The 20,588-nt window shown below is 69.1% G+C and carries 20 protein-coding genes and 2 tRNA genes; 11 read left to right on the forward strand and 11 right to left on the reverse strand.

The window, feature by feature from the left end; translation table 11 throughout:
* Window positions 1-17 precede the first annotated feature (17 nt).
* Both benB and benA read right to left on the reverse strand, forming a co-directional pair.
* Complete coding sequence (gene benB / locus RC2_RS11730; RefSeq protein ID WP_068147091.1) at window positions 18-560, reverse strand: benzoate 1,2-dioxygenase small subunit; 543 nt, start codon at window positions 558-560, stop codon at window positions 18-20.
* A gap of 1 nt (window position 561) precedes the next feature.
* A complete protein-coding gene (gene benA, locus RC2_RS11735) occupies window positions 562-1,923 on the reverse strand; it encodes a benzoate 1,2-dioxygenase large subunit (protein ID WP_068147092.1) in 1,362 nt (453 codons plus the stop codon).
* 209 nt (window positions 1,924-2,132) lie between these two features.
* On the opposite strand from benA, the gene RC2_RS11740 reads away from it, so the two are divergent.
* Genes RC2_RS11740 through catC form a run of 4 tightly spaced genes read left to right on the forward strand, consistent with a single transcriptional unit; the run spans window position 2,133 to window position 5,372 of the window.
* Window positions 2,133-3,083 carry a LysR family transcriptional regulator gene (locus RC2_RS11740; RefSeq protein ID WP_068147095.1) on the forward strand — a complete coding sequence of 317 codons (951 nt, stop codon included), beginning with the start codon at window positions 2,133-2,135 and terminating at the stop codon, window positions 3,081-3,083.
* Window positions 3,080-4,183, forward strand: coding sequence for a mandelate racemase/muconate lactonizing enzyme family protein (locus tag RC2_RS11745; protein ID WP_068147098.1), 1,104 nt, complete (start codon window positions 3,080-3,082; stop codon window positions 4,181-4,183). Before RC2_RS11740 ends, RC2_RS11745 begins: the two co-directional genes overlap by 4 nt.
* Before the next feature lie 60 nt (window positions 4,184-4,243).
* A complete protein-coding gene (catA, locus tag RC2_RS11750; RefSeq protein WP_068147102.1) occupies window positions 4,244-5,083 on the forward strand; it encodes a catechol 1,2-dioxygenase in 840 nt (279 codons plus the stop codon).
* 4 nt (window positions 5,084-5,087) lie between these two features.
* Entirely contained in the window at window positions 5,088-5,372 is a 285-nt protein-coding gene (catC, locus tag RC2_RS11755) for a muconolactone Delta-isomerase (protein WP_068100091.1), read from the forward strand.
* 61 nt (window positions 5,373-5,433) lie between these two features.
* On the opposite strand, the gene clpX is transcribed toward catC, so the two are convergent.
* From clpX to RC2_RS11780, 5 genes are all read right to left on the reverse strand, one after another.
* Window positions 5,434-6,714, reverse strand: a complete 1,281-nt coding sequence (gene clpX / locus RC2_RS11760) for an ATP-dependent Clp protease ATP-binding subunit ClpX (RefSeq protein WP_068147105.1) — start codon at window positions 6,712-6,714, stop codon at window positions 5,434-5,436.
* 145 nt (window positions 6,715-6,859) lie between these two features.
* Entirely contained in the window at window positions 6,860-7,531 is a 672-nt protein-coding gene (locus tag RC2_RS11765) for an ATP-dependent Clp protease proteolytic subunit (protein ID WP_068147109.1), read from the reverse strand.
* 67 nt (window positions 7,532-7,598) lie between these two features.
* Window positions 7,599-8,216 (reverse strand): ATP-dependent Clp protease proteolytic subunit, encoded by a 618-nt coding sequence (locus RC2_RS11770; protein WP_280141905.1) that lies wholly within the window; start codon window positions 8,214-8,216, stop codon window positions 7,599-7,601.
* Between the two features lie 204 nt (window positions 8,217-8,420).
* On the reverse strand, window positions 8,421-9,800 hold the full coding sequence (tig, locus tag RC2_RS11775; protein ID WP_068147262.1) for a trigger factor: 1,380 nt from the start codon (window positions 9,798-9,800) through the stop codon (window positions 8,421-8,423).
* A gap of 57 nt (window positions 9,801-9,857) precedes the next feature.
* Window positions 9,858-9,931, reverse strand: a tRNA-Pro gene (locus RC2_RS11780).
* 188 nt (window positions 9,932-10,119) lie between these two features.
* Here RC2_RS11780 and RC2_RS11785 point away from each other — a divergent pair.
* Window positions 10,120-10,193, forward strand: a tRNA-Gly gene (locus RC2_RS11785).
* A gap of 86 nt (window positions 10,194-10,279) precedes the next feature.
* Here RC2_RS11785 and RC2_RS11790 read toward each other — a convergent pair.
* The gene (locus tag RC2_RS11790) at window positions 10,280-10,714 is read right to left on the reverse strand and encodes an STAS domain-containing protein (RefSeq protein ID WP_068147111.1); all 435 of its coding nucleotides are present in this window, start codon (window positions 10,712-10,714) and stop codon (window positions 10,280-10,282) included.
* Between the two features lie 276 nt (window positions 10,715-10,990).
* On the opposite strand from RC2_RS11790, the gene RC2_RS11795 reads away from it, so the two are divergent.
* From RC2_RS11795 to RC2_RS11810, 4 genes are all read left to right on the forward strand, one after another.
* Window positions 10,991-11,875, forward strand: coding sequence for a universal stress protein (locus tag RC2_RS11795; RefSeq protein WP_068147115.1), 885 nt, complete (start codon window positions 10,991-10,993; stop codon window positions 11,873-11,875).
* Complete coding sequence (locus RC2_RS11800; protein ID WP_068147119.1) at window positions 11,872-13,164, forward strand: EAL domain-containing protein; 1,293 nt, start codon at window positions 11,872-11,874, stop codon at window positions 13,162-13,164. Before RC2_RS11795 ends, RC2_RS11800 begins: the two co-directional genes overlap by 4 nt.
* A gap of 9 nt (window positions 13,165-13,173) precedes the next feature.
* Window positions 13,174-14,199: an iron-containing redox enzyme family protein gene (locus RC2_RS11805; RefSeq protein WP_174552318.1), complete on the forward strand. Its 1,026-nt coding sequence runs from the start codon at window positions 13,174-13,176 to the stop codon at window positions 14,197-14,199.
* 67 nt (window positions 14,200-14,266) lie between these two features.
* The gene (locus RC2_RS11810) at window positions 14,267-15,097 is read left to right on the forward strand and encodes a hypothetical protein (protein ID WP_072681400.1); all 831 of its coding nucleotides are present in this window, start codon (window positions 14,267-14,269) and stop codon (window positions 15,095-15,097) included.
* Here the strand turns inward: RC2_RS11810 and RC2_RS11815 are convergent.
* Both RC2_RS11815 and RC2_RS11820 read right to left on the reverse strand, forming a co-directional pair.
* Window positions 15,094-15,888 carry an Fpg/Nei family DNA glycosylase gene (locus RC2_RS11815; RefSeq protein WP_072681404.1) on the reverse strand — a complete coding sequence of 265 codons (795 nt, stop codon included), beginning with the start codon at window positions 15,886-15,888 and terminating at the stop codon, window positions 15,094-15,096. The genes RC2_RS11810 and RC2_RS11815 overlap by 4 nt on opposite strands.
* Before the next feature lie 34 nt (window positions 15,889-15,922).
* Window positions 15,923-16,414 (reverse strand): ribose-5-phosphate isomerase, encoded by a 492-nt coding sequence (locus RC2_RS11820; RefSeq protein ID WP_068100075.1) that lies wholly within the window; start codon window positions 16,412-16,414, stop codon window positions 15,923-15,925.
* Between the two features lie 16 nt (window positions 16,415-16,430).
* On the opposite strand from RC2_RS11820, the gene RC2_RS11825 reads away from it, so the two are divergent.
* Complete coding sequence (locus RC2_RS11825; protein ID WP_139277348.1) at window positions 16,431-17,123, forward strand: DUF429 domain-containing protein; 693 nt, start codon at window positions 16,431-16,433, stop codon at window positions 17,121-17,123.
* Window positions 17,124-17,205: 82 nt separating this feature from the next.
* On the opposite strand, the gene RC2_RS11830 is transcribed toward RC2_RS11825, so the two are convergent.
* Entirely contained in the window at window positions 17,206-17,817 is a 612-nt protein-coding gene (locus RC2_RS11830) for a mycothiol-dependent nitroreductase Rv2466c family protein (RefSeq protein ID WP_068152383.1), read from the reverse strand.
* 160 nt (window positions 17,818-17,977) lie between these two features.
* Between RC2_RS11830 and pepN the strand changes: the two genes are divergently transcribed.
* On the forward strand, window positions 17,978-20,575 hold the full coding sequence (pepN, locus tag RC2_RS11835; protein WP_068152385.1) for an aminopeptidase N: 2,598 nt from the start codon (window positions 17,978-17,980) through the stop codon (window positions 20,573-20,575).
* Window positions 20,576-20,588: the final 13 nt, after the last annotated feature.

Below are 20,588 nucleotides of genomic sequence, written 5' to 3' on the forward strand. Positions count from 1 at the left end.
GTTCTCCTCTCGTGTCGTCAGAAGTGGTAGATGTCCACCACGTGGTGGATGTAGTCGTTCTTCAGCACCACCGTCTTGCGACGGATCAGCGGGGAGTCGCCGGAGAAGTCGATGGTGTAGAAGGACGTGCCGTAGTACGGATCCACCGTCTTGTAGCGGAAGTACATGGTGTGCCAGTTGAAGCGCACGTCCACCAGGTCACCGCGCCGGGAGATGACCTCGACGTTCGAGATGTTGTGACTGGTGCGGGGTTCCGGGATCGACGTCGCGCTCGAGCGCTCGGTGCGGATGCGGAACACGCGGTCCTCGAGCCCGCCCTTGTTCTCGTAGTAGACCAACGAGATGTCGGTTTGCGGATCCTCGGTGAGTCGGTCGTCGTCGCCCCAGGACGGCATCCAGTACTCGATGTCGTCGGCGTAGCAGGTGAGCCACAGCTCGAACTCACGGTCGTCCAGGTACCGCGCCTCGCGGTAGAGGAACTGCTCGATGTCGTTCTGAGTGATCGTCTTTCCGGTGGTGGCCGTGTCGGCCGGGGTGCGGTTGTCGACTGGAGTGGTCACGTCACTGTCCTTCGGTGGTGGTGCGGTCGAGAGCGGCCAGCAACGTGGACCGCCAGTAGCCGTGTTGGACCGCGAACAGGCCTTCGTCCTCGTTCTTGACGCCGGCGGAGATGACGCCGTCCATTCCGAGGGCCGTCGCGACGGGATCCGGTCCGGTCAGCCAGTGTTCGGCACCGCGGCTCATGTCGTTCCAGGGAGCGGCGGTCGCCTGGAAGGTCAGCTGGCAGGAGCGGAATTCCTCGAGGTCGTCGGGGGTCGCCATACCCGAGGCGTTGAAGAAGTCCTCGTACTGCCGGATGCGATGGGCACGGGCTTCCTTGCTCTCGCCCTTCGGCGCGATGCAGTAGATGGTCACCTCGGTCTTGTCCGGAGCGATGGGTCGGAAATGCCGGATCTGCGTCGAGAACTGGTCCATCAGATAGACGTTCGGGTAGAGGCACAGGTTGCGCGAGCCCTTCACCATGAACTCGCCCTTGGCGTCGCCGTGCGTCTTCTTGAGCTCGTCCATGCTGTCCCACAGCGGTCGGTCCTGCGGGTTGGCCGCCCACGTCCACAGGCACAGATGCCCGTTCGGGTAGGACCAGTAGCCGCCGCCCGACTTGCCCCACCCGCCGGCGTCGAGTGCCTTGGTGGTGTTGGCCGACTCACCGTTGTTCCGGCGCGACGTGGTGGCCGCGTAGTTCCAGTGGACGGCGGACACGTGGTATCCGTCGGCGCCGTTCTCCGCCTGCACCTTCCAGTTCCCGTCGAAGGTGTAGGTGGACGATCCGCGGAGCACCTCGAGCCCGTCCGGTGACTGGTCGACGAGCATGTCGATGACCTTCGTGGTGTCACCGAGGTGCTCCTCGAGGGACGGCACGTCGGGGTTCAGGCTGCCGAACAGGAAGCCGCGGTAGTTCCCGAACTTCGCGACGCGGGTGAGGTTGTGCGAGCCGTCGACGTCGAAAGTATCGGGGTACCCGGCACCCTCGGGGTCCTTCACCTTGAGCAACGTGCCGTCGTTCCGGAACGTCCACCCGTGGAACGGGCAGGTGAGGGTGGTGCGGTTGTCCGTCTTGCGACGGCAGAGCATCGCACCGCGGTGGGCGCAGGCGTTGATCAGGCAGTGCAACTCCCCCTCCTTGTCCCGGGTGATCACCACCGGCTGGCGGCCCATGTGGACGGTGAAGTAGTCACCGGGGTTCGGCAGCTGCGACTCGTGGGCGAGGTAGATCCAGTTGCCCTCGAAGATGTGCGTCATCTCCAGTTCGAAGATCTGCTCGTCGGTGAAGATCGAACGGTTGGCGCGATACACGCCGGCGGCCTCGTCGTCCACGACGGCGCCGTCGACGCGTGCGCGAACGTTGTCCAGGGTGTCGGTCATCGTCAGGCCCTTCGGGTCGATGCGGGGGATGCCTCGATCCTGACGAGCCGTGGCCGGGGTCACACCAGGGTTTTGCCCAGACCCGACCCCGGTACGGATTGATCAGTCCGAGTGATCAATCCGGCCCGATCATGTCTTTGTCTTCGATGGACCGCGGTCCTACTGTGGTACCGGTCACGACCCGACCGAACCCGAGAGCGAGGAATGCCGTGGAGCTCCGTCACCTGCGCCACTTCGTCGCCGTGGCCGAGACGCGCCACTTCGGCCAGGCGGCCAAGCGGCTCTTCCTCGCCCAGCCGGCGCTGTCGCAGTCGGTACGCCAGCTCGAGGCCGAGCTGGGCGTGACCCTGCTGGCCCGCACCACGCGCCAGGTGACCCCGACCCCGGCCGGCGCCTACTTCCACCGCGAAGCCGTGCGCATCCTCGCCGCCCTCGACGACGCCGTCGACGGCGTGCGCCGCATCGACGAAGGACACACGGGCCTGGTTCGGATCGGCTTCACCGGCACCGCGGCGTTCGACCGGCTCCCCGCGATCGCCCGAGCGGTCGGGCAACGGCTGCCCGGCATCGCCCTGGAGATCCACGGTGATCTGCTCACCCCCGCCCAGGTGGAGGGCCTGCGGACGGACCGACTGGATCTCGCCGTCCTGCGACCGCCGGTGGCGGGAGACGACCTGGTGGTCCGCACTCTCGCCACCGAATCGCTGGTCCTCGCCCTGCCGGCGGACCATCGGTTGGCCGACGAGCCCTCCCTCGAAGTGTCGGACGTGACCCACGACGGCTTCGTGATGTACGCGGACACCCACTCCGCGGTGAACGACGTCGTCGTGCGCAGTTGTCGCACGGCCGGTTTCACCCCTCGCCGCGCGCACGAGGCACCGGACACGTCCGTTCTCCTCGCTCTCGTCGCCGCCGGGCTCGGTGTGGCCCTGGTCCCCGAATCGGTGCGGTCGATGAGGCTCGACGGTGTCGTCTTCCGCGACGTCGCCGGCGCCGAGACCATCGACCTCGCCCTCGCCTTTCCCCGCGACGCCCCCGCCGCGGTCCACTCCCTGATCCGGGCCCTCGAGGAATCCGGAATTCTCCCGCCCGACGCGGTCACCACGGACTCCGCGCCCGAGACCGCCCGCCTTGCCACCCTCGTCGAAGGACCGTTGTGAAAATCGTTGCCGTCGAGGCGATCCCGTACACGATCGCCTATCGCAAGCCGCTCCGTTTCGCCAGCGGCGAGATCCACGCCGCCACCCACGTGCTGGTGCGGGTCCGCACCGACGACGGCGTCGTCGGGATCGCCGACGCCCCACCTCGCCCGTTCACCTACGGCGAGACCCAACGCGGCGTCGTCGCGGTGATCGAGGACATCTTCGCGCCGGCCGTGACCGGGCTGACGCTGCTCGACCGTGAGGTCGTGCACGGTCGCCTGTCTCGGACGGTCGGCAACCCCGTCGCGAAAGCCGCTCTGGACATGGCGATCTGGGATGCGCTGGGCCGCACCCTCGACACCTCGGTCACCGAGATGCTCGGCGGCTGGACCGACCGTATGCGGGTGAGCCACATGCTCGGGTTCGACACCCCCGCCGCCATGGTCGACGAGGCCCGCCGCATGCGCGCCGAGTACGGCATCGAGACGTTCAAGGTGAAGGTCGGCCGTCGGCCGGTATCCCTGGACACCGCCGTCGTCCGGGCCCTGCGCGAAGGACTCGGCGACGACGTCGAGCTCTACGTCGACGGCAACCGCGGCTGGACCGCATCGGAATCCGCCCGCGCGATGGCGGAGATGGCCGACCTCGATCTGTCCCTGGCCGAGGAACTCTGCCCCGCCGACGACGTCCTGGGGCGCCGGTGGCTGGTCTCGCAGCTCTCGGTCCCCTTCGTCGCCGACGAATCCGCGGTGACCCCCGCCGAGGTGACGCGCGAGATCCTCGGTGGTTCCGCCACTGCGGTGAGCATCAAGACCTCCCGCTCCGGCTTCACCGGCGGGCGCCGTACCCATCATCTCTGCGAGGGCCTCGGTCTCGAGGTCGTCATGGGCAACCAGATCGACGGTCAGCTCGGCTCGGCCGCCACCGTCGCCTTCGGCGCCGCGTTCGAGTCCACCTCGCGCCGCGCCGGCGAACTCTCGAACTTCCTCGACATGTCCGACGACCTGCTGACCGATCCGCTCGCCATCACCGGTGGCGAGTTGCAGGTGCCGCCCGGCCCCGGCCTCGGCGTGCAGATCGACGAGGACAAGCTCGCGCACTATCGCACCGACACCTGAGCCCCACACACACGAACACAGCCCACGATCACAGTCCCCACATCGACCGAAGGAACGCCCATGACCACCGCAACAGCCGCCGCCTCCGGCGCCACTGCCACCCAGCGCTTCACCACCGACAAGGCCATGGCGGCCTCGACGCCGCCCGAGCGCGTCAGCCTCCTCGCCCGTGAGGTTCTCGACGCCGTGCACCGCACGGTGCGCGAGCACAAGGTGACCTACGAGGAGTACAACGCCCTCAAGGCCTGGCTCATCTCCGTCGGGCAGGACGGCGAGTGGCCGCTCTTCCTCGACGTGTGGGTCGAACACGTCGTGGAGGAGGTCGCCAGCGAGACCCGGGACGGCAGCAAGGGCACCATCGAGGGGCCCTACTACGTGCCGAACGCACCCGAACTCGGCAGCGACGCAACGCTTCCCACCCGCGAGAACGAACAGGGCACGCCGCTGGTGTTCCAGGGTCAGGTCACCGGAGTCGACGGCAGCCCACTGCCGGGTGCCGTCGTCGAGATCTGGCACGCCGACGCCGACGGCTTCTACTCCCAGTTCGCCCCCGGCATCCCCGAGTGGAACCTGCGCGGCACGGTCACGGCCGACGACGAGGGCCGGCTCCGCATCCGGACGCTGAAGCCCGCTCCGTACCAGATCCCCACCGACGGTGCGTGCGGCAAGCTCATCTCGGCCGCCGGCTGGCACCCGTGGCGCCCTGCCCACCTGCACCTCAAGGTCGGCGCGACCGGCCACGAGCAGATCACCACGCAGCTGTACTTCCCCGGCGACACCCACAACGACGACGACGTCGCCAGCGCTGTGAAGCCGGAGCTCGTGCTCGATCCCCGCGACGTCGAGGGCGGCCAGGAGGTCACCTACGACTTCGTGCTCGACCGCGCCGATCGGGCCTGATCACATGCTCTTCGCCGTGACCATGGACGTCGCGATCCCGCACGATCTCGATCCCGACGTTCGCGCCGACACGCTCGCTCGCGAGAAGGCGTACTCGCAGGACCTGCAACGGGGAGGTGAGTGGGTCAGCATCTGGCGGTGCGTCGGGCAGTACTCGAACCTGTCGATCTTCGACGTCGCCGACAACGCTCGCCTGCACGAGATCCTGTGGAATCTTCCGCTGTTCCCGTACATGACCATCGCGGTGACCCCGCTGGCGCAGCACCCGTCGGACATCGCGGCGGGCTGACCCTCCCGTCACGACACGAGCCCCCGATCCGTGTGGATCGGGGGCTCGCGTCGTGAGTGGGTCAGGCGCTCTTGTTGCGCCGCTCCGGACGGTCGGGCTTGCGCGGAACGATGGTCGGCAGGACGTTGTCGTTCACCGTCTCTGCCGTCACCACCACCTTGGCGACGTCGTCACGGCTCGGGATGTCGAACATCACCGGGTTGAGGACCTCTTCCATGATGGCGCGCAGACCGCGGGCACCGGTACCCCGGTGGATGGCCTGCTCCGCCATGGCGTCGAGCGCGTCCGGCGTGAACTCGAGCTCCACCCCGTCCATCTCGAACAGGCGGGTGTACTGCTTGACCAGCGCGTTCTTCGGCTCCGACAGGATGGTAACCAGGGAGTCCTTGTCCAGGTTGGTCACCGAGGCGACCACCGGCAGACGACCGATGAACTCCGGGATCAGACCGAACTTGATCAGATCCTCCGGCATGACCTCCGCGAAGTGGTCCTGCGTGTCGATCTCCGCCTTCGACCGCACCTCGGCACCGAAGCCGACGCCGCGCTTGCCCACGCGGTCCGAGACGATCTTCTCGAGACCGGCGAACGCGCCGGCCACGATGAAGAGCACGTTCGTGGTGTCGATCTGAATGAACTCCTGGTGCGGGTGCTTGCGCCCGCCCTGGGGCGGAACGCTCGCCTGCGTGCCCTCGAGGATCTTCAGCAGGGCCTGCTGCACGCCCTCGCCGGACACGTCCCGCGTGATCGACGGGTTCTCGCTCTTGCGCGCGATCTTGTCGACCTCGTCGATGTAGATGATCCCGGTCTCGGCCCGCTTGACGTCGTAGTCCGCGGCCTGGATCAGCTTCAGCAGAATGTTTTCGACGTCCTCGCCCACGTAGCCGGCCTCGGTGAGGGCGGTGGCGTCGGCGATGGCGAACGGCACGTTGAGCATCTTTGCGAGCGTCTGCGCCAGGTAGGTCTTGCCGCAGCCCGTCGGACCGAGCATGAGGATGTTGGACTTCGCCAACTCGACCGACTCGCCCCGCGCGTCACGGGCCTTGTCGCCGGCCTGGATGCGCTTGTAGTGGTTGTAGACCGCCACGGCGAGCCGACGCTTGGCGGCGTCCTGGCCGATGACGTAGTTCTCGAGGAAGTCACGAATCTCGGCGGGCTTGGGCAGCTCGTCGAGCTTGACCTCGCTGGACTCCGCCAGTTCCTCTTCGATGATCTCGTTGCAGAGGTCGATGCACTCGTCGCAGATGTAGACGCCGGGCCCGGCGATGAGCTTCTTGACCTGCTTCTGGCTCTTCCCGCAGAAAGAGCATTTCAGCAGGTCGCCACCGTCTCCGATGCGTGCCATGGGAATCGATCCTCACTTGTCGTTCGAATTCGGCTCCCCGCACACGCCGATGCGACGACGGCCGGGGAGCCGAACTTCTGCCTGCGACCGTACCCGTCCACACGCCGCGCGGCAGAGATGTGGCGAGAACGTGTCGGAGTGTCCGTCAGCGACGAGCCGAGAGCTTCCGGTACTCGAACACGGTGTCGATGATCCCGTAGTCCTTGGCCTCGTCGGCGGTGAGGATCTTGTCCCGATCGGTGTCCTTGCGGATCACGTCGGCGTCCTTGCCGGTGTGGCGACCCAGGGTGGTCTCCATCAGACGACGCATGCGCTCGATCTCGGCGGCCTGGATCTCGAGGTCGGACACCTGACCCTGCACGCCGCCGGTGGACGGCTGGTGGATCAGGACGCGAGCGTTCGGCAGCGCCGCACGCTTGCCGGGCGCGCCCGCGGCCAGCAGCACCGCCGCGGCGGAGGCCGCCTGGCCCAGGCAGACGGTGGCCACGTCGGCCCGCACGTACTGCATGGTGTCGTAGATGGCCATCAGCGAGGTGAACGAACCACCGGGCGAGTTGATGTACATCGTGATGTCCCGATCGGGATCGAGTCCCTCGAGCACCAGCAGCTGCGCCATGATGTCGTTCGCCGAGGCGTCGTCCACCTGCACGCCGAGGAAGATGATGCGCTCCTCGAACAGCTTGTTGTACGGGTTGGACTCCTTGACGCCGTAGCTCGAGTGCTCCACGAACGACGGCAGGATGTAGCGGGAATCGGGGCCGACGGGCGAGGTGGATCCCGGCGCGAAGGTCTTGCGGGGGTCGAACAGTTCTGTCATGGAAGTCTCCAGGTGTGAGAACGTGCCGCGAGCGGCGCGAAGGAGGGGTGACGGGTGGAGCCGAGCGTCAGTTGTCGGCTCCGCTGGTGCCCCCGGCCTGCTGCGCACGGGTGATGACGTGGTCGACCATGCCGTACTCGAGAGCCTGCTGCGCCGTGAACCACCGGTCGCGGTCGGAGTCCTCGGTGACCTGCTCGAACGACTGGCCGGTGTGCTGTGCGATCAGCTCGGCCATCTCGCGCTTGGTGAGCGCGAACTGCTCGGCCATGATCGCGATGTCCGCGGCGCTGCCGCCGATGCCGGCGGAGGGCTGGTGCATCATGATCCGCGCGTGCGGGAGGGCGTACCGCTTGCCCTTGGTGCCCGCCGTCAGCAGGAACTGGCCCATCGACGCCGCGAGTCCCATCGCGTACGTGGCGACGTCGCACTCCGCGAAGTTCATCGTGTCGTAGATCGCCATGCCCGCGGAGACCGAGCCACCGGGCGAGTTGATGTAGAGCGCGATGTCGCGGGTGGGATCCTCGGCGGAGAGCAGCAGGATCTGGGCGCAGAGCTTGTTGGCGATGTCGTCGTCGACCTGGGTGCCGAGGAAGATGATGCGCTCGCGCAGCAGACGCTCGTAGACGGAATCGGAGAGGTTGAGTCCGGCGGTCGCGGACGTCATGACCGGAGCGGCCTGGTGGATCGATCCCGCGGGGCCGGACTTACCGACCGGGTTCGTGCTGGTCACGTTACCTGCCTTCTGGTGCTCGGATGGTGCTCGTGGTGTTGTCTCGTCCGACGCGGCGGCGGGAGGTCCCCCGTCCGCCGCACGCCTTCTCGACACCGACACTAACGAAGGACGGCGGCTCCGGAGTCCCGGAACCGCCGTCGTTCGCTGTCAGCGTTATTACTGCTCGGCGGCCGTGTTCTCGCCGCCGTCGTTGCTCTCGCCGCTGTCGTCACCGTCGGGCTCGCCGAAGAGTTCCTTGGTGTCGACGCTCGCACCCGCGGTGTCGGTCACCTGCACGCGATCGACGATCGTCGCGAGGGCCTTGCTCCGGCGGATGTCCGCGAACAGGGCGGGCAGCTGGTTGGCCTGCTGCACCTGCTGGATGAACTGCTCGGGCGCGATGCCGTAGCGCTGCGCCTGGAACACGATGTTCTGCGTCAGCTCGTCCTGACCCACCTGCACCGATTCGGCATCGGCGATGGTGTCGAGCAGGAGCTGCGTCTTCACCGACTTCTCGGCGTTGGCCTTGGCCTCGGCGTCGAACTCCTCGCGCGAGGAGCCGGCCGCGGTGAGCTGCTCGGCGAGCTTGTCCTCGTCGTGGTCCAGCGGGTGGATCGCATCGTGCAGGGCGGAGTCGACCTCGGCCTTGACGAAGGCCTCGGGCACGGGCACCTCGGTCTGCTCGAGGAGCGCCTCGAGCACCTTGTCCCGGATCTGTCCGGCCTGCTCGACCTTCTTCACCCGGCCGACGCGCTCGCGGAGGTCCGCGAGGAGCTCGTCGAAGGTGTCGAACTGGCTGGCCAATTGCGCGAACTCGTCGTCCGGCTCCGGCAGCTCGCGCTCCTTGACCGACTTCACGGTCACGGTCACGACGGCCTCGCGGCCGGCGTGCTCGCCGGCGAGCAGGGTGGTGCCGAATTCCGTCGACTCACCGACGGACAGGCCGACGATGGCGTCGTCGAGACCCTCGATGAGCTGACCCGAGCCGACCTCGTGCGAGAGACCCTCGGTGGACGCCTCCTCGACGTTCTCGCCGTCGACCGTCGCGGACAGGTCGATGGAGACGAAGTCGCCGGTCTGCGCGGGACGCTCGACGCCGGTGAGGGTGCCGAACCGCTGCCGCAGCGAGAGCAACTGCTCGTCGACGGCCTCGTCGGTGATCTCGACCGGATCCACGGTCACGGCCAGCGACGAGAAGTCGGGCAGCGTGATCTCGGGACGGACGTCGACCTCGGCGGTGAAGGCGATCTCCTCGCCGTCCTCGAGCTTGGTGATCTCGATGTCCGGCTGACCGAGCGGCTTGAGCTCGGTGGCGTTCAGCGCGTCGTTGTACTTGCCGGGGAGCGCGTCGTTGACCACCTGGTTCAACACGTTCGCACGACCGACGCGAGCCTCGAGCAGCTTGGCGGGCGCCTTGCCCGGACGGAACCCGGGGAGACGGATCTGCTGGGCGAGCGTCTTGTACGCGCGATCGAAATCAGGCTTGAGCTCCTCGAAGGGCACCTCAACGTTGATACGGACTCGCGTCGGGCTGAGCTGCTCGACGGTGCTCTTCACGGACATGGCTCCTTCGTATGGTTCGTCGGGTGTTCACGGGCCCGAGCCCGGTCGGGGTCGGGATGACAGGATTCGAACCTGCGACCCTCCGCTCCCAAAGCGGATGCGCTACCAAGCTGCGCCACATCCCGTTCACGTGCAGGGGCGCAGGTACGTCGCGCCCGGACACGGCACGCGTCGGACCTCGTCCTCGCGCGGTCGATCCTACGGTGACCACGCACGCTCGGTCGACGCCGGGCCGATTTACGATTCCCGCGCCGGGTTCGGTACAGTCTCCTCGCAGGCGACGGGCCGGCGATCCCGGACTCGCCGTCGGCATGCGGGCGTAGCTCAATGGTAGAGCCTCAGTCTTCCAAACTGATTACGCGGGTTCGATTCCCGTCGCCCGCTCCACGATCACCAACGGCCCCGAACTCCGCGGAGTTCGGGGCCGTTGGTGGTTCGGTCGGGCGGTGCTCGGGGTGGGACGGCGCCCGGGGTCAGCCGACCTCGGAGAACAGCTCGTCGTCCGCGAGGGACGCGACCGCCTCGTCGAGGTCGCCGAACACCGCGATGGGCGAGCAGACGCCGAGCAAGCCCAGCGGTCGACGCACGGCCGGGTGCGTCGCGACGAGAACCATCGGGCGAGCGGCCACGGCCGACGCCGCGTCGAGCAGCAGCACGGCGCCGGCGGATCCGAGGAACGTCACGTCGGAGAGGTCGAGGACGACGGCGTCCTCGCGGCGCGCGGCCAGGCGGATCAGTATCTCGCGCAGTTCGGGGGTGGTGCCGAGGTCGATCTCACCGCCGATGGACAGGACCGCCACGCCGTCGCGCACGTGATCGACGACCGTGAGGTCCGCGGGGCGTGCGACTATCCCCTCCGCACGGTCGGTGGAGACGATGTCGTAGGCGAAGGTCTCGAGTGCGCTCATGGTGTGGCTCCCCTGTCGTCGTGCATTCCGGTCGTGGACCGGTGTCGTGACCGTGTGCGGCGCTGGTCTGCACCGCGTGCGGCGTGGAGTCGTCGGGGGCGGCGAGTGGTTCGCCTCGTCCGGCGGCTGTGTCTTCAGATTCGTCCGCGGACATGTCGAGGCAGCGATCTCAGCGTCTCGATACGGTAACGATGACATCGCTTTCGGATAACTACGTTGCGTTTGCAATCAGCGCGTTTCGCCGCGGCCCGGCCGATCGCCGACGACACTGTTCCCATGACGGACACGGGACCGGACGGCACGACCACGACTCGTCGCGGACCGGTGGTGGTGGGCGTGGACGGTTCGGCCGAAGCGGAGGACGCGGTGTCGTGGGCCGCGGACGTGGCGGGGCGACAGGGACTGGACCTGATTCTCCTCACCGCGGTGGCCCCGGGGGTCCACGTGGCCGCGACCGTCGACAGCCCGCCGGGTTCCACCGCGGCCGCCCTGCTCGACCGGGCCCGCGGCGTCGCGACGGACCGGCTCGGCGACGCCCGCGTCCGCGTCGAGGTCGAATCGGACCACGGCACCCCGGCCGGGGTCCTGGTCGACCGATCCGAGACGGCGTCCCTCGTGGTCGTCGGCACCCGCGGGCTCGGCGAGTTCACCGGGGGCCTGTCCGGATCGGTCAGCACGGCCGTCGCCACTCACGCGCGGTGCGCCGTCGCCGTCGTCCCCGCCGGAACGGATCGAGCGACCGGGTCGGTCGTGGTCGGTGTCGACGGAACGGCCAACAGCATGCCGGCCCTGCGTCTCGCGTTCACGACGGCCGCGGCCCGCGGGGAGCGGCTCGTCGCCGTGCATGCCTGGAGCGACGTCGACCTGCATCTCGAGCCCGACGCCTGGTCTCGCACGGAGGAGGGTGAGCAGGCCGCCCTCGCCGAGTCGCTCGCGGGGTGGTCCGAGGAATTCCCGACCGTCGACGTCGAGCGCGTGGTGGTGCGCGATCGACCGGTCCGCGAACTCGTCGCCCGGTCGGCGTCCGCCTCGACGGTCGTGGTCGGACGTCGCGGCCGCGGCGGGTTCCGGTCCCTCCTGCTCGGCTCGACGTCGCGCGCGGTCCTGCATTCGGTCGAGGTTCCGGTGGTGGTCGTCCCGGCCGGAGACGAAACCAGGTGACGCCGGCTCTGCCGGACGGCGTCGAGGTCCGCTCCCTCTATCAGCCGGTGGTGGATCTGACGACGCGGGCGATGGTCGGCGTGGAGGCCCTCGCCCGCGGTCCGGCGGGCTCCCCGTTCGAGCGGCCGGAGGAGCTCTTCGCGGCGGCACGGGCCGCCGGTCGCCTGCGCGAGATCGACTGGCTCTGCCGGGTCAGCGCACTGCGCGGCGCGCTGTCGGCACCGTTGCCGCCGGGTCAGTTGCTCTTCGTCAACATCGAACCCGGGGTCACGGACGGGTTCGTGCCCCCGGAGGCGGTGGACGTGCTTCGGCGCGCGGAGACGCTGTCCGTCGTCGTGGAGATCACCGAGCGCGACCTGTTGGTCGATCCCGCCGCCCTGCTGCGAGCCGTCGATCGCATCCGTGGCCGCGGGTGGATGATCGCGGTCGACGACGTCGGCGCCGACGCCGCGTCGTTGGCATTGCTTCCCTTCCTGGAGCCGGACGTGATCAAACTCGACATGTCGTTCACGCAGGCCAGAGGCGCGGACGACACCGCATCGGTCATCTCCGCCGTCGCCGCGGAATCGGGCCGGACGGGGGCGCGGGTCCTCGCCGAGGGCATCGAGACCGAGCGACACCTCCGATCCGCCCTCGACCTCGGGGCCACCATGGGCCAGGGCTACCTCTTCGGCGAGCCGGCGCCGCTGCCTCGGCGCGTTCCCGAGCCGTCCGACGTGACCGCTCCGCCCGACACGGCAACGGACACCACGCCCATGGTGTCCGCCGTGGGCATCACCGCGCGTCGCCGGCCGCGGGACACCCCGTTCGCGATCGGTGCGGCCGCGGGGCGGGTTCAGCGGGCCGACGGCGAACTGGTCGTGTCGCTGTCGCGTCGACTGGAACAGCAGGCCCTGGCCAACGGCCCGTCGACGGTCGTGCTCACGACGATTCCCTACTGCTTTCCGCTCGACACCGACGCGATCGCCGGAGCCCGCGGCGTGGCCGGGTCCGGCGCTCTGGTCACCGTGTTCGGTCGCGACGCGCACCGCGCGGCCCTGCCGTCCCTGCCCAACCTGCGGACCAGGGACATCGCACCGGACGACCCGATCGCGACGGAGTTCACGCTCATCGTCGTCGGTCCGCACCTCACGGCCGGGATGCTGGCGCGGGTCGTCGACGACGGCCCGGACCCCGATTTCGACTACCGCCTCACCTACGACCGCACCGTGGTCCTGGACGCCGCGACGTACCTTCTGGATCGGACGTCCCCGGCCCCGGACATGTTCGGACCCCCGGCGAACGGGTAGCCGGACCTGGTGACGTCCACTCTGTCTTCCGCCCCCGCAGGCCACGCCGACGCCGAGCTTCCCGCCCCTCGTGGTCCGCTGTCGCAGTCGGTGATCCGCGCCCTGGCGTCGGAACCGGGTTCGGGATCGACGGCCCTGGCCGACCTCGCCGGCTCCGCCGTCACCGATGCGGATCCGTACGGCGACGACCTGCACCTCGCGCTGTACGTCTGCTACGAGTTGCACTACCGCAGCTTCACCGGCGTCGACGACGCCTGGGAATGGAACCCCGACCTGCTTCGGCTACGGGGCGCGATGGAAGCCCTCTTCCTCGACCACCTCCGGGCCCGGGTGCCCACCGGTGGATCCGTGAACGACGAGATGGATGCCCTGGCCACCGAACACGTCGACGGCAGCGGCCCCTCGTACCACCTCCGCGATCACGGCACGGCCGAGCAGATGCGCGAGTACCTCGCCCACCGCTCGCTCTACCACCTCAAGGAGGCCGACCCGCACGCATGGGCGATTCCGCGGTTGCAGGGGCAGGCCAAGGCGGCCTACGTCGCCGTGGAGTTCGACGAATTCGGCGGTGGACGCGGATCCCGCATGCATCAGGTGCTCTTCCGCGATCTCCTGGACGCCGCCGGCCTCGACTCGTCGTACCTCGGCTACCTCGATCACGTGGGGGCCCCGACCCTCGCGCCGGTCAACCTCATGTCCTTCTTCGGGCTGCATCGTCGGTGGCGCGGCGCCGCGGCCGGGCACCTCGCCGCGACCGAGATCACCTCGTCGCCCGGGTCGTCGCGTCTGGTGACGGCACTCCGGCGGCTCGGCTTCGCCGAGCAGTGCGTGGCCTTCTACGCCGAGCACGTCGAGGCCGACGCGGTGCACGAGCAGGTGATGCGGCACGACGTCGTCGGCGACCTCGTGGCGAACGACCCCGCCCTCGAGGCGGACGTCGTCTTCGGGATGCGCGCACTCGGGTACGTCGAGGACGTGCTCGCCGCGCACCTGATGGAGGCCTGGGCCGAAGCGCGCCCCAGCATCACGCTCTGAGCTACGTCCGGTTCGTCCGTTTCGGGGCCTCCGTACACTGGGGTCCGAAGCCGACGATGGAGGAACGATGGAACCCCTGCTGCTGATCGTCGTCGTCATCGCCCTGGTGGGCGGCGTCGTGATGATCTCCCAGAAGAACACCGGCAAGCGCGAGGCCGCCGCCGTCGACGACGCGAAAGCCGATGCGCGGCAGGCGATCGAGCGGCTCGGCGGGCAGGTATTCAATCTGGTCGGCAGCGACACCGCGTCCAAGCAGGCACTGGCCGACGCCTCCGAGCGCTACACCGCGGCGGGCTCGCAGATCGACCAGGCGCGCACCTCGGCCCAGGCACGGCTGGCGAAGCAGACCGCCCTCGAGGGCCTGTACTACATCCGTGCCGCCCGCCTCGCCATGGGCATGGACCCCGGCCCCGACGTGCCCACCATCGACGGCCAGAAGTCGGCCGGTGAGGTCACCGAGGAGCGCACCGTCGACTTCGAGGGCCGGCAGGTGACAGCCGCACCCGCCCCGAGCGAGAAGACGCCGAACTACTACCCCGGTGGCCGCGTGGCCGGTCGTCCGGTGCCCGCCGGCTGGTATTCCGAACCCTGGTGGAAGCCGGCCCTCGTCGCGGGCGCCTGGGGCGTCGGGTCGATGTTCCTGTTCTCCGCGATGTTCTCGGGCATGGCCGGCGTGGGATACGACGCGCAGGCGTTCGAGAGCGGGTACGGCGACGGCTACGAGGACGGTATGAACGACGCCGGCGACGGTGGAGATGCCGGTGGTGACTACGGCGACGGCGGTGGCGACTTCGGCGATGCGGGCGGCGGCTACGACGGCGGCGGGGACTTCGGCGGCGGGGGCGGCGATTTCGGCGGCGGAGACTTCGGCGGCGGCGGGGACTTCGGCGGGTTCTAGTCCGCCTGGCAGGTCGGGCACCAGAAGAGGTTGCGGCCCTTCATGTCCTGCGTGCGGATCGGCGTTCCGCAGATCCGGCAGGGCAGCCCCGTCCGCTTGTACACGTAACTGCGCGGCCTTCCGGGTCCTCGGGAGGCCGCGCTGTCGTGTTCGGGGCGCAGGGTGACGATGCGCCCGCGCCGCACCCCGAGCTTCATCAGCTCGACCAGGTCCACCCACATGGCGTTCCATCGCTCGGTGTCCAGTTTCTTGCCCGGCAGGAACGGGTCGACGCCGTGGCGGAAGAGCAACTCGGCGCGATAGACGTTGCCGATGCCGGCGATCACGTCCTGCTCCATCAGCAGCGCGCCGATGGCCACCGACGACTTGTGGATGCGGTGGAACGCCTTGTCCGGGTCGGACTCTCGGCGCAGCGGATCCGGGCCGAGCCGCGCCACCAGGGCATCGACGTCGGACTCGTCGTAGATCTCGCACCGGGTGGGGCCGCGCAGATCGGTGCCCTTGTCCCGGCCGACCAGGCGCATCCGCACCTGACCGACCGGGTCCTTCATGGGCACGGGTTGATCGGTGAACTTGCCGTAGAGACCGAGGTGCACGTGCACGATCGCGCCGTTGTCGTACCGATGCAGCAGATGCTTGCCCCACGCGTCGGCACGCAGCAGCACGTGACCGGTGACCCACTCCGCGCCCTCGACGAACCGCCCCTGCGGACTGGACACCTCGAGTTCCTGACCGGCGAAGGACTTCTGGTGCGCGCGGGCCAGACGATGCAGGGTGTGACCCTCGGGCATGAGCGGTCCTGTCCGGTGAGAAGGGTGTGGACCCTTACTGTTCGGAGCCGGCCGGTGCTCCGGGCACTGCCGGTGCGTCGCCCGTGCGCTCGTACTCGGCGAGGATGTCGATGCGGCGCTGGTGGCGCTCCTCGCCGGACCACGGCGTCTCGAGGAACGCGTCCACGATCGCGAGGGCCTCGGGCAGCGTGTGCATCCGGCCGCCGATGCCGATGAGCTGCGCCTTGTTGTGCTGGCGAGCCAGCTGTGCGGTCTCCACGCTCCACGCCAGCGCGCAACGGGCGCCGGGCACCTTGTTCGCGGCGATCTGCTCGCCGTTACCGGATCCGCCGAGCACCAGGCCGAGGCTGTCCGGATCGGCCACCGTGCGGCGTGCGGCCTCGATGCAGAACGCCGGGTAGTCGTCGACGGCGTCGTAGGTGAACGCACCGCAGTCCACGGGCTCGTGCCCGGACTCGCGGAGGTGATCGATGATCTGATTCTTGAACTCGAAGCCGGCGTGATCGGCACCCAGGTAAACGCGCATGGCTAGAGTTTGACAGGTGCGTGGCACCGGCTCGGCCTCCGCTCCCCCGGTCGCCGGGGTGGACGGCGCCGGTGGGCGCTGGGTGGTCGCCGTCCTCGACGACGACGCCGTGCGCCTCCATCTCGCGGACACCCCGGCCGACGTGCTCCGGACCACCGCGGATTGTGCCGTGGTCGGCGTCGACATGCCGCTCGTGGTCCCGGTCGACGGAACGCGGGAGTCGGAGGTGGCGCTGCGCGCCTTCCTCGGCTCGGCGCGCTCGTCGCTGTTCCCCACCCCCGTGGCCGACGCGGTCCGGGCCTCGTCGTACGAGGAGGCCTGCGCGGCGTCGCGCGCCCGGACGGGGAAGGCGATCAGCAAGCAGGCCTGGTTCCTGTGCCGACACATCCTGGACTGGTCGGCGGCACTGAACACGGCACCGGACCGGAATCGGGTGATCGAGGTCCATCCCGAGTCGTCGTTTCGCGCCCTTGCGCCCGACGTGGCGTTCGGGTCGAAGAAGCGAGCCCGAGGTCTGGCGCAGCGACTCGCTGCGCTGGGTGCCGTCGTCGACCCGGCCGACGTGCTGGCGGCCACGGCCGCACTGGACGACGGCCCCGCGCTCGACGACGTTCTGGACGCGGTGGCCGCCGCGTGGTCGGCCCGACGGTGGCGCGACGGGCAAGCGCGGACGTTCGGTCCGTCGTCCGCCGACCGCATCGTGGTGTAGGAAGCCTCGGTGCGGCAGATGCCTCGGGGGCCGACGCCACTGCGCCGACCCCCGCTGCGTGTCGATCGAGAACGCGTGCCGCTCAGTCGAACTGCGGATCCTCGTGACGAGTTCGCTTGAGCTCGAAGAAGTGCGGGTACGAGGCGAAGATCACCGACGCGTCCCACAGCTTGCCGGCCTCCTCGCCCCGCGGAATGCGCGAGAGGACGGGGCCGAAGAACGCGACGCCGTTGACGTGGATGGTGGGCGTGCCGACGTCGTCGCCCACCTTGTCCATGCCGGCGTGGTGGCTCTTGCGCAGCGCGTCGTCGTAGTCCGTGCTGGTCGCCGCGGACGCGAGCTCGGCGGGCAGATCCAGTGCGGCGAGCGAGGACTCGACGACATCGGCGAAGTCCTTGTTGCCCTCGTTGTGAATTCGCGTGCCCATCTCGGTGTAGAGGGGTTCGAGGATCTCGTCGCCCTTCTCCTGTGCCGCCGCGATGGCCACACGTACCGGACCCCACGCCTTCGTCATCAACTCGCGGTACTCGTCGGGCAGGTCACGGCCCTCGTTCAGCACCGCGAGGCTCATGACGTGGAAGTTGGTCTCGATATCGCGGACCTTCGCGACCTCGAGGATCCACCGCGAGGTGATCCAGCACCACGGGCAGAGAGGGTCGAACCAGAAATCCGCCACGTCCTTGGTCTCGCTCACATCTGTCCTTCCGTCGTCACTCCTGTGCGCAGGTGCGCCCCACACCTGTTTGTACCCCCATCCGACGGACGAGACATGATGGGATGTGTCGAGCCCGTGCGGTGAGCACGAGTTCCGTTCACCTCCGCGCATCATCCGCCCACGAGAAGGAAGGGTGCACGTGGTTGCTCCCAATCTGACCAGGGACCAGGCCGAGACCCGTTCGGGCCTGATCTCCGTGTCGCACTACGCCATCGACCTCGATCTCACGGACTCGGCGGGAGGGCCGGGCGAGAAGACCTTCCGGTCGAGCACCACCGTGTCGTTCACCGCCACGCCGGGCGCGTCGACGGTCGTCGACATCGTGGCGGCCGGAATCCACTCCGCCACCCTCAACGGCACCGACCTCGACGTCGCGGACTACGACGAGTCCACCGGCATCGCACTGCCGGATCTCGCCGAGACCAACGAGCTGACGGTCGTCGCCGACTGCGTCTACTCCCACACCGGCGAGGGGCTGCACCGGTTCGTCGACCCCGCCGACGGGTCGGTCTACCTCTACAGCCAGTTCGAGACGGCGGACGCCAAGCGCATGTTCGCCTGCTTCGACCAGCCGGACCTCAAGGCGACGTTCGCGCTGACGGTCACCGCGCCCGCGGGCTGGGCCGTGATCTCGAACGCGGCCGCCGGGCACGCCGGAGACGCCGGAGACGCCGGAGACACGGCCGGGGTGCGCCACGTCTTCGAGACGACGCCCGTGATGAGCACCTACCTCGTCGCGCTGATCGCCGGGCCCTACGCCAAGTGGACCGACACCTACACCGACGACCACGGCACCATTCCGCTGGGCATCTACTGCCGGGCGTCGCTGGCCGACCACATGGACGCCGAGCGACTCTTCACCGAGACCAAGCAGGGGTTCCGCTTCTATCACGACAATTTCGGAACGCCGTACGCCTTCGGCAAGTACGACCAGCTCTTCGTGCCGGAGTTCAACGCGGGCGCGATGGAGAACGCGGGCGCCGTCACGTTCCTCGAGGACTACGTCTTCCGGTCCAAGGTGACGCGGTACTCCTACGAGCGCCGCGCGGAGACGGTGCTCCACGAGATGGCGCACATGTGGTTCGGTGACCTCGTCACCATGCGCTGGTGGGACGATCTGTGGCTCAACGAGTCCTTCGCCACCTTCGCCTCGGTGCTCTGCCAGGCCGAGGCCACCGAGTACACCAACGCGTGGACGACCTTCGCCAACGTCGAGAAGTCATGGGCCTACCGCCAGGATCAGCTGCCCTCGACGCACCCCATCGCGGCCGACATCCCCGACCTCGCCGCCGTGGAGGTGAACTTCGACGGCATCACGTACGCCAAGGGCGCCAGCGTGCTCAAGCAGCTCGTCGCCTACGTCGGACTCGAGGACTTCCTCGCCGGCCTGCGCAGCTACTTCCGCGACCACGCGTACGGCAACGCGACGTTCGACGATCTGCTGTCGGCCCTCGAGACGGCGTCGGGACGGGACCTGTCGGATTGGGGCGCGCAATGGCTCCGCACCACGGGACTGAACACGCTGACCCCGGACTTCACCGTCGGTGAGGACGGCACCTACACGGCGTTCGCCGTCGTGCAGGGCCCCGCGGAACCCGGTGCAGGCGAGCGTCGTGTCCACCGCATCGCGGTCGGGGTGTACGACGACGACGCGGCCGGGAAGCTGGTCCGCACCCACCGCGTCGAACTCGACCTCGACGCGGCCGAGCGCACCGACGTGGCCGAGCTGGTGGGCGTCCCCGCGGGGCGCTTCGTCCTGGTCAACGACGACGATCTCACCTACTGCTCGTTGCGCCTGGACCCGGCGTCGCTCGAGACCCTGACGTCGCGAATCGGCGACATCGCCGAGTCGCTCCCCCGCACCCTGGCGTGGTCGGCGGCGTGGGAGATGACCCGTCAGGCCGAGACCAAGGCCCGCGATTTCGTCGCGTTGGTCGAGCGCGGGGTCGACGCCGAGACGGAGGTGGGTGTGGTGCAGCGGCTGCTGCTGCAGGCGCAGACCGCCCTCGGCTCGTACGCCGATCCGGAGTGGGCCGAGAGCACCGGCTGGCCGGGTTTCGCGGACCGCCTGCTGGAGCTGGCCCGGGCCGCCGAGCCCGGTTCCGACCATCAGCTCGCCCACGTCGGAGCCCTGACGTCGTCGGTGCTCGCCGACCGGCACCTGGAGGTGCTGCGCGCGGTGCTGGACGGTGACCCGACGGAACAGGGCCTGACGGGCCTGACCGTGGACACCGACCTGCGGTGGCGCATCGTCACCGCGCTCGCCCGCAGCGGGGCCGTCGACACCGGCGACGAGACGCCGACGATCGACGCGGAGGCGGAACGCGACAACACCGCGGCGGGAGCACGGCACGCCGCGGCGGCGCGCGCCGCCCGACCGCAGGCCACCGTGAAGGAACGGGCCTGGACCTCGGTGATCGAGGACGACAGCCTGCCCAACATCACCGCACGCGCCATCATCGGGGCGTTCCCCGGCGTCGGCCAGGGCGAACTGCTCGCGCCGTTCGTCCAGCGGTACTTCGACGTCGTCGCCGACGTGTGGGCGCGCCGGTCCAGCGAGGTGGCCCAGACCGTCGTCGTGGGCCTCTACCCGTCGTGGGCGATCTCCGAGGACGCCGTCGCCGCGGCGGACGCGTTCCTGGCCGGCGATCACCCCCCGGCGCTCGCACGCCTGGTCGTCGAGGGCCGGGCCGGCGTGGTCCGCGCCCTGCGCGCTCGCGCCGCGGACCGGGCCTGAGACGCCGAGAGCC

The sequence above is a fragment of the Rhodococcoides corynebacterioides NBRC 14404 genome (assembly GCF_001894765.1).
Classification (GTDB): Bacteria; Actinomycetota; Actinomycetes; order Mycobacteriales; family Mycobacteriaceae; genus Rhodococcoides; species Rhodococcoides corynebacterioides.